This window comes from Celeribacter sp., from assembly GCF_048259695.1.
Taxonomy (GTDB): domain Bacteria; phylum Pseudomonadota; class Alphaproteobacteria; order Rhodobacterales; family Rhodobacteraceae; genus Celeribacter.
This window is the reverse complement of record NZ_JBLXHL010000050.1, coordinates 1-5,780: the sequence shown is the minus strand read 5'-3', so window position 1 is coordinate 5,780 and position 5,780 is coordinate 1. Positions and strand designations below refer to the sequence as shown.

Genomic DNA, 5,780 nt, shown 5'->3' with positions numbered 1-5,780 from the left:
GCGGATCCGCGCAGGCGGGCTGCAGGATAAGGCTGGGGAGGCGGCTCGGGAGACTGTCGCGAACCTGCTGTCGCAGGGGCTACAGGCTGGGAAGTCGGTCCGGGTTCAGAGCTTGGCGAATGTTACCAGGGACCAGGAGAGGACGGCGCAGATTGCTGGGCAGGTGGCTGAGAAAGAGCGGGGGCGTGCAGGGCAGAAGGGACAGGAGCGGTGAATGCCGCACCTGCCCTGATGGGCGGCGGGATTTCAGAATTGGGTCCTGTCCGCATGCTCGCGGGAGTTGCGGCCTTGGTCTGGCTGGAACTCAGATCTCGATGCGTTCGGCACTATGCCATTGACGGCGCTTTGGTCCGTGGACACTAGCTCCACCTGAGGAAGATCTCGCGCCCGTGACGCGCGGCATCAGGCTTCAAAGAGGCGGGGGAAAAGCATCTCGTGCGTCTGACTGGGGAAGCGCAGTTGCAGGGGCGCGCGGGGCGTGGTGGATCCCAGCACCCCATCATCGGTGAGTTCCTTGATAACGGCGCGTGCGGTGCGCGGGGCCACGCCCAGGATGGCCGCTGCATCGCCGCGGTCAACTTCGCCCCGAACGAGGACTGCCCGCAACAGATCGGACGCGCCGGCACGGAAGTCGCGGCTTGTCGCATAGCGTGCCAGACGCTTGCCCATCCCGTCGAACCCCAGCAGCTCGTCCATGAACTCCACCTGATCGAGACAAACCTTCAGGAACCAGTCGGTATAGGTGGTCAGTGCCGCAAGGGAGAGATTGCCACGCCCGTCGCGATCGCCCTGCCTGACCCGGTCCGCCAGGTGCATCATGGACTTGTATTCGTCGCGCCCGGGCAGACCTCCCTCCAATCCGCGCGCGAGCCCCCGGGAGACCGACCAGAGGCCGCTGGCACCGATCCCGGCATGATGGGCGAGAGCATGGCTCATGAGCCGGCTGACCCGGCCGTTGCCATCGTAGAACGGATGGATGAAGTTGAGCCGGTGGTGGGCCGTGGCCACAGCGAGGATCCGGGCCGTCTGCCCGTGCAGCCAGTCAAGCCGGAAGCGCGCATGGAAGTGATCCATGAAGGCCGGCACCTTGTCATGGGGCGGAGGCACATGCTCGCCGATCTCCACGTCCCCGTCACGCCATTCTCCCGGCACCATGACCACCGGGTGCGCGCCTTCCCGGATCGTGAGTGCGGAGGCGTCGAGGTCCCGGTAGAACTCCGCGTGGAGCCAGCGGATGAAGTCGGGTCCGGTCGGGTCTCCAAGTGTGCCGGCCGCGGCTAGGGCATCGATCTGTGCCTGGATGCGGACATGGGCGGCGCTCTCTTGTTGCAGGGCACGGCGCTTCGGGTCGGCATCAAATGTGCCTGACAAGGCGCGCTCGATCTCCCGGGGACGGGTGTTGTTGCCCTCGATCCGGTTCGAGTAGTAGCTGTTCATCACCCGGATCATCGCGGCCACCTCGGTCAAGGTCTCGGCGGGCAAGTTTCGACCCAGCTTTGTGGCAGCCGACGCCAAAGCCAGGGCGGAGTCGGCCAGCTTGATCGGCAGGTCTTCGATCCGGGCAGGCTCGATTCGCGTCGGGGCGATGATCATCTCGGCCACTCCAGAGCTCCATTTCGTGCCACTAAGTTTCTTTTCTAAGTATCTGTGTTACGGCTGATTATTCAAGGTTCTTTGCTATTTCATGCCACTACGGTATGCCACTATTTCGTGCCACTCTGCCCGACCGCTAGAAATCCCGACGCTTTCCGAGCCGCTGAAGGAAATAAACTACGGCCAGCCAGTGCTGTGACGGCGGGGCGGCGTCCGTGTGGGGGCGTGCCAAGCATTGCTCATGGCTTGGAAGCCAGCCGAGGGCGTATTATCTGCGAGCTGGGTGGGCAGGGGGCTCGGCTCGGTGAGAGGACAAAATGCAGCGCGGTGCGATCCAGCCTTCGGAGCCCAAGGACTACTTTTCTGCAGCGCGGGCACGCGTCGATAGTTATGCCAAATCGACTTTCTCCCTCGCGGGCTCGGCCCGGCTGCATCACAGGGCCTTGGGCCTCGATATCCTCTGTGCCCCGCTCAACGTGGTCTTAGCGCCCCTGCATGCCCTCCTGCGCCTTCTCGCGTTCCTGTTGCGGGTGGTGGGCCTGAGACGCGCTTCAGGCCTTCTGGGGCGCGTCCACTTGATCCTGCCCACGCGGACGGCCCGCGCGGTGGAGGAGGGGCTTCTCGAGCATGTCTTTGCCCTGCCGGACGGTCCGGGGCGCTCTATCGCCGATCGCTTCGCCGAGGCTCCCCCGCTTCGAGATGGCACTTCCCTCAGCGAAGATGAAACGCGCAGGCGGGCGGAGCGGGCCGCAGCGACTATCAAGACCTACACCGCCACCCGGTCGGCCGTGGCCGAAATGACCACGGCACTTCTGACCATCTGCTTCGGGGCCTGGCTATTCCATCGCCTGACGCCGGGCATGCTGTCTTTGGCGCCTGCGCTGGCCGATACCTACGCTCTGGACGCCGCAATCGGGAACTTCCCGCTCGGCCGTGCATTGGGCGGCCTCTGGTACGGCGCTTTCCCTGTCGGCGCCTCGCCTCTGGCCATTGTCACGGTCGCCCTGATGCTGATCGTCACGGCGGCCATCATCACGGCCTTCGCGGGCGTTCTGGCCGATCCCGTCCAGACTCGGCTCGGTGTTCACCAAGCCCGTCTGCGCCGGTTGGTCACCGCGGTGGAGCGGGATATGTCGGGGTCGGACTCGGTGACCTTCGCGGCGCGCGAACACCTCTATGCGCGGGTCTTCGACATCGCCGATATCGCCGGCGGCCTGTTCAGGCACTTCCGCTGAGGTCAGCCTGGATTAGCCCTGAACACGCGTCATCGCCCAAGCACCAAAAGTACCAGGTGTCCGGCATGGGCCCATATCTCGTTGGAGCGAGCGGTAGCTTTGCGTGGCCTTTTCCTTCCGAGCATCTTCTGGACGATCTCGCAGTCTTTAGACCCAATGCCGTTAGCCTTCCCCTGCCCAGTTGGGGTACCCCCGCTTGGTCGCGAACTCATTCCTAGAGCTGATGATCGCGGAGTGGGCTGACTGGGCACGGCAGACCTCGTTACATATTTTCGAGTTATCCGCAGCACAGGGACAGAGCGGCACATTCTAAACTCCGATGTGACAATTCCCTATCTTGCTGGAGAGTGAGGAGAACGGATGATGGCGCGCACAGAGTCAGTCCTTCGTGGCCGGCGCAGTATCGAAGAGATGCTGAACGCAAAGCTGCCAGTCGGTAGGATTGCCGCTGAACTCAGCCGTCACAGGTCGAGCGTCTACCGAGAGATCAAGCGCAATGGCTTTGTCGCTGATGAGCTCCCGGAGCTGAACGGCTACTATGGTCTCGTGGCGCACAAATCGGCGACTGCGCGTCGCGCAAGGCGACGCAAGCTCATCAGGTTTCCTGCCTTGCGCGAAGCCGTGATCGACCGTTGAAAGAAGGCTGGTCTCCGGACCAAGCAGCATTGGGCTCTGCCTGTGCTGCTTGTTTTTTGTGCAACCACGGCCTCGGCCGCGGTTGCGACCGTTTGCGATCCCCGGATACCCCAGCGCGAGCCCGGGCTCGGCTTTGCTTTCGGCAGCCGGCGGCCTCGAAAGAGAAACCCAGGAAACATGGACCTTTCGCTGCTGATTTGCCGGCGAGGTGGAACACCTGTTGACAGCGCGCCGCTTTGTCGCTTTTTTGTAGGACAAATAAGGAGGAGAGTCGGATGCGGGTCACTGCTGCCATCCATCGCGCGTTTGAAATCGCACAGATCGACGACAGGCTGTATGCCGCGTTCATCGAACACATGGGCCGGGCCATCTATTCCGGCATCTACGAGCCGGGGCACCCACAGGCGGACGCGCACGGCTTCCGCCGGGACGTGGCGCAGATGGTGCGGGATCTGAAAATCCCCGCCATTCGCTACCCGGGCGGCAACTTCGTTTCGGCCTACAACTGGGAGGACGGGATCGGGCCGAAGGAGGATCGTCCGGTGCGGCTCGACCTTGCGTGGCGCAGCAAGGAAAGCAATCAGGTCGGGATTAATGAGTTCGCGATCTGGGCTGAGGAGCTGGGCATCGACATGATGCTGGCGGTCAATCTCGGCTCGCGCGGGATCTCGGACGCGCGCAACTTCATGGAATACGTCAACCACCCGTCCGGGACGCATTGGTCCGATCTGCGCCGCAGCCACGGCGTAGAACAGCCCTACAACGTGAAGATGTGGTGCCTTGGCAACGAGATGGACGGCCCTTGGCAGATCGGCCACAAGGAGGCCAAGGAATACGGCCGCCTTGCCGACGAGACCGCCAAGGCGTTGCGCCAGCTCACTCCCGGTGCCGAAATGATCGTTTGCGGCTCGTCCAACGACGAGATGCCGACCTATCCTGACTGGGAGCGCGGCGTGCTCGAAGAGTGTTACGAGAACGTCGACTACATCTCGCTGCACAAGTATTTTGGCAACTCCAGCAACGACACGCTGAACTTCTTCGGCAAGGTCGAGGAGACGGGCCGCTATATCCAGTCCATCGCTGGGGTGATCGACTTCGTGAAGGCCAAGAAGCGCGCCAAGAACGACGTCTACATCTGCTTCGACGAGTGGAACGTCTGGTACCACAAGCGTCAGCAGGACTCTGAGAACTGGAAAAGCTGGGACTGGCCGGAAGCGCCGGAACTGCTGGAAGAGGATTACAATTTCGAGGACGCGCTGTTCGTCGCCTGCCTGCTCAACGAGTTCATCCGGCGCTCGGACCGGGTGAAGATCGCCTGCATCGCGCAGCTTGTGAACGTCATCGCGCCGATCCGCGCCGAGAAGGACGGCCCGGCCTGGCGGCAGTCGATCTACTGGCCCTATCAGCTTGCCTCGCTTTACGGGCGCGGCACGGCGCTGCGGGTCTCGGTGGACGGGCCGACCTACGACTGCGCGGTCGCCGATGACGTGCAATATCTCGACGTGGCGGCGACCCATGACACGGCGGGCGGCACGGTGACGCTGTTCATCGTCAACCGCCACCTGACCGAAGCCGCCGACCTGCGGCTGGCGCTGACCGGCTTCGAGGGGGCCTCGGTTCTGGACCACCAGGTGATGGAGGGCCACGACCTGCGCGCCACCAACGGGCCGGGCCGCGAGGCCATCGTGCGGGCGCAGGGCAGCGGGCTCGCGGTCGAGGACGGCACGCTGGGCGGCTCGGTCGCGCCGCTGTCCTACCATGTCGTCCGGCTCAAGGTGTAAGCCATGTCGGGCGTGAAGCTGACGAACGTTAAGAAGTCCTTCGGGGCGCATGACGTCATCAAGGATGTGTCGCTGGAGATCCCGAAGGGCGAGTTCGGGGTCTTCGTCGGCCCCTCGGGCTGCGGCAAGTCCACGCTGCTGCGGATGATCGCCGGGCTGGAGGAGAGCAGCGGCGGCACCATCGAGATCGGCGGGCGGGACGTCCCCCATGTCGAGCCCGCCAAGCGCGGCGTCGCCATGGTGTTCCAGTCCTACGCGCTCTACCCGCACCTGAGCGTCGCCGAGAACATGGGCTTCTCGCTGCGCCTCGCCCGCGCCCCGCGCCACGAGCGCGAGGAGAAGGTGCGCGAGGCGGCGCGGATTTTGCAGCTGACCCATCCCCTCGCAAAGAAGCCCTCGGCGCTTTCGGGCGGGCAGCGCCAGCGCGTCGCCATCGGCCGCGCCATCGTGGGCGCGCCCGAGGTCTTCCTGTTCGACGAAGCCGTGTCGAACCTCGACGGCGAGCGTGGGCGGGACATGCGGCTGGAACTGGCCC

The 5,780-nt window shown here is 64.2% G+C and carries 5 protein-coding genes; 4 read left to right on the top strand and 1 reads right to left on the bottom strand.

The genetic code is table 11. From position 1 onward, the window contains the following. Positions 1 to 402: 402 nt before the first annotated feature. Positions 403 to 1,593 carry a Fic family protein gene (locus tag ACN0Q0_RS17470; RefSeq protein ID WP_343504438.1) on the bottom strand — a complete coding sequence of 397 codons (1,191 nt, stop codon included), beginning with the start codon at positions 1,591 to 1,593 and terminating at the stop codon, positions 403 to 405. Positions 1,594 to 1,910: 317 nt separating this feature from the next. Between ACN0Q0_RS17470 and ACN0Q0_RS17465 the strand changes: the two genes are divergently transcribed. The 4 genes from ACN0Q0_RS17465 to ACN0Q0_RS17450 all read left to right on the top strand — a co-directional run. Next, a complete protein-coding gene (locus ACN0Q0_RS17465; RefSeq protein ID WP_417244469.1) occupies positions 1,911 to 2,828 on the top strand; it encodes a DUF6635 family protein in 918 nt (305 codons plus the stop codon). 360 nt (positions 2,829 to 3,188) lie between these two features. Beyond that, positions 3,189 to 3,464, top strand: coding sequence for a helix-turn-helix domain-containing protein (locus ACN0Q0_RS17460; protein WP_343504328.1), 276 nt, complete (start codon positions 3,189 to 3,191; stop codon positions 3,462 to 3,464). Between the two features lie 275 nt (positions 3,465 to 3,739). After that, entirely contained in the window at positions 3,740 to 5,245 is a 1,506-nt protein-coding gene (locus ACN0Q0_RS17455; RefSeq protein ID WP_417244468.1) for an alpha-N-arabinofuranosidase, read from the top strand. Positions 5,246 to 5,248: 3 nt separating this feature from the next. Then, the coding region (locus tag ACN0Q0_RS17450; RefSeq protein WP_417244467.1) for an ABC transporter ATP-binding protein at positions 5,249 to 5,780 on the top strand (532 nt) is incomplete at its 3' end.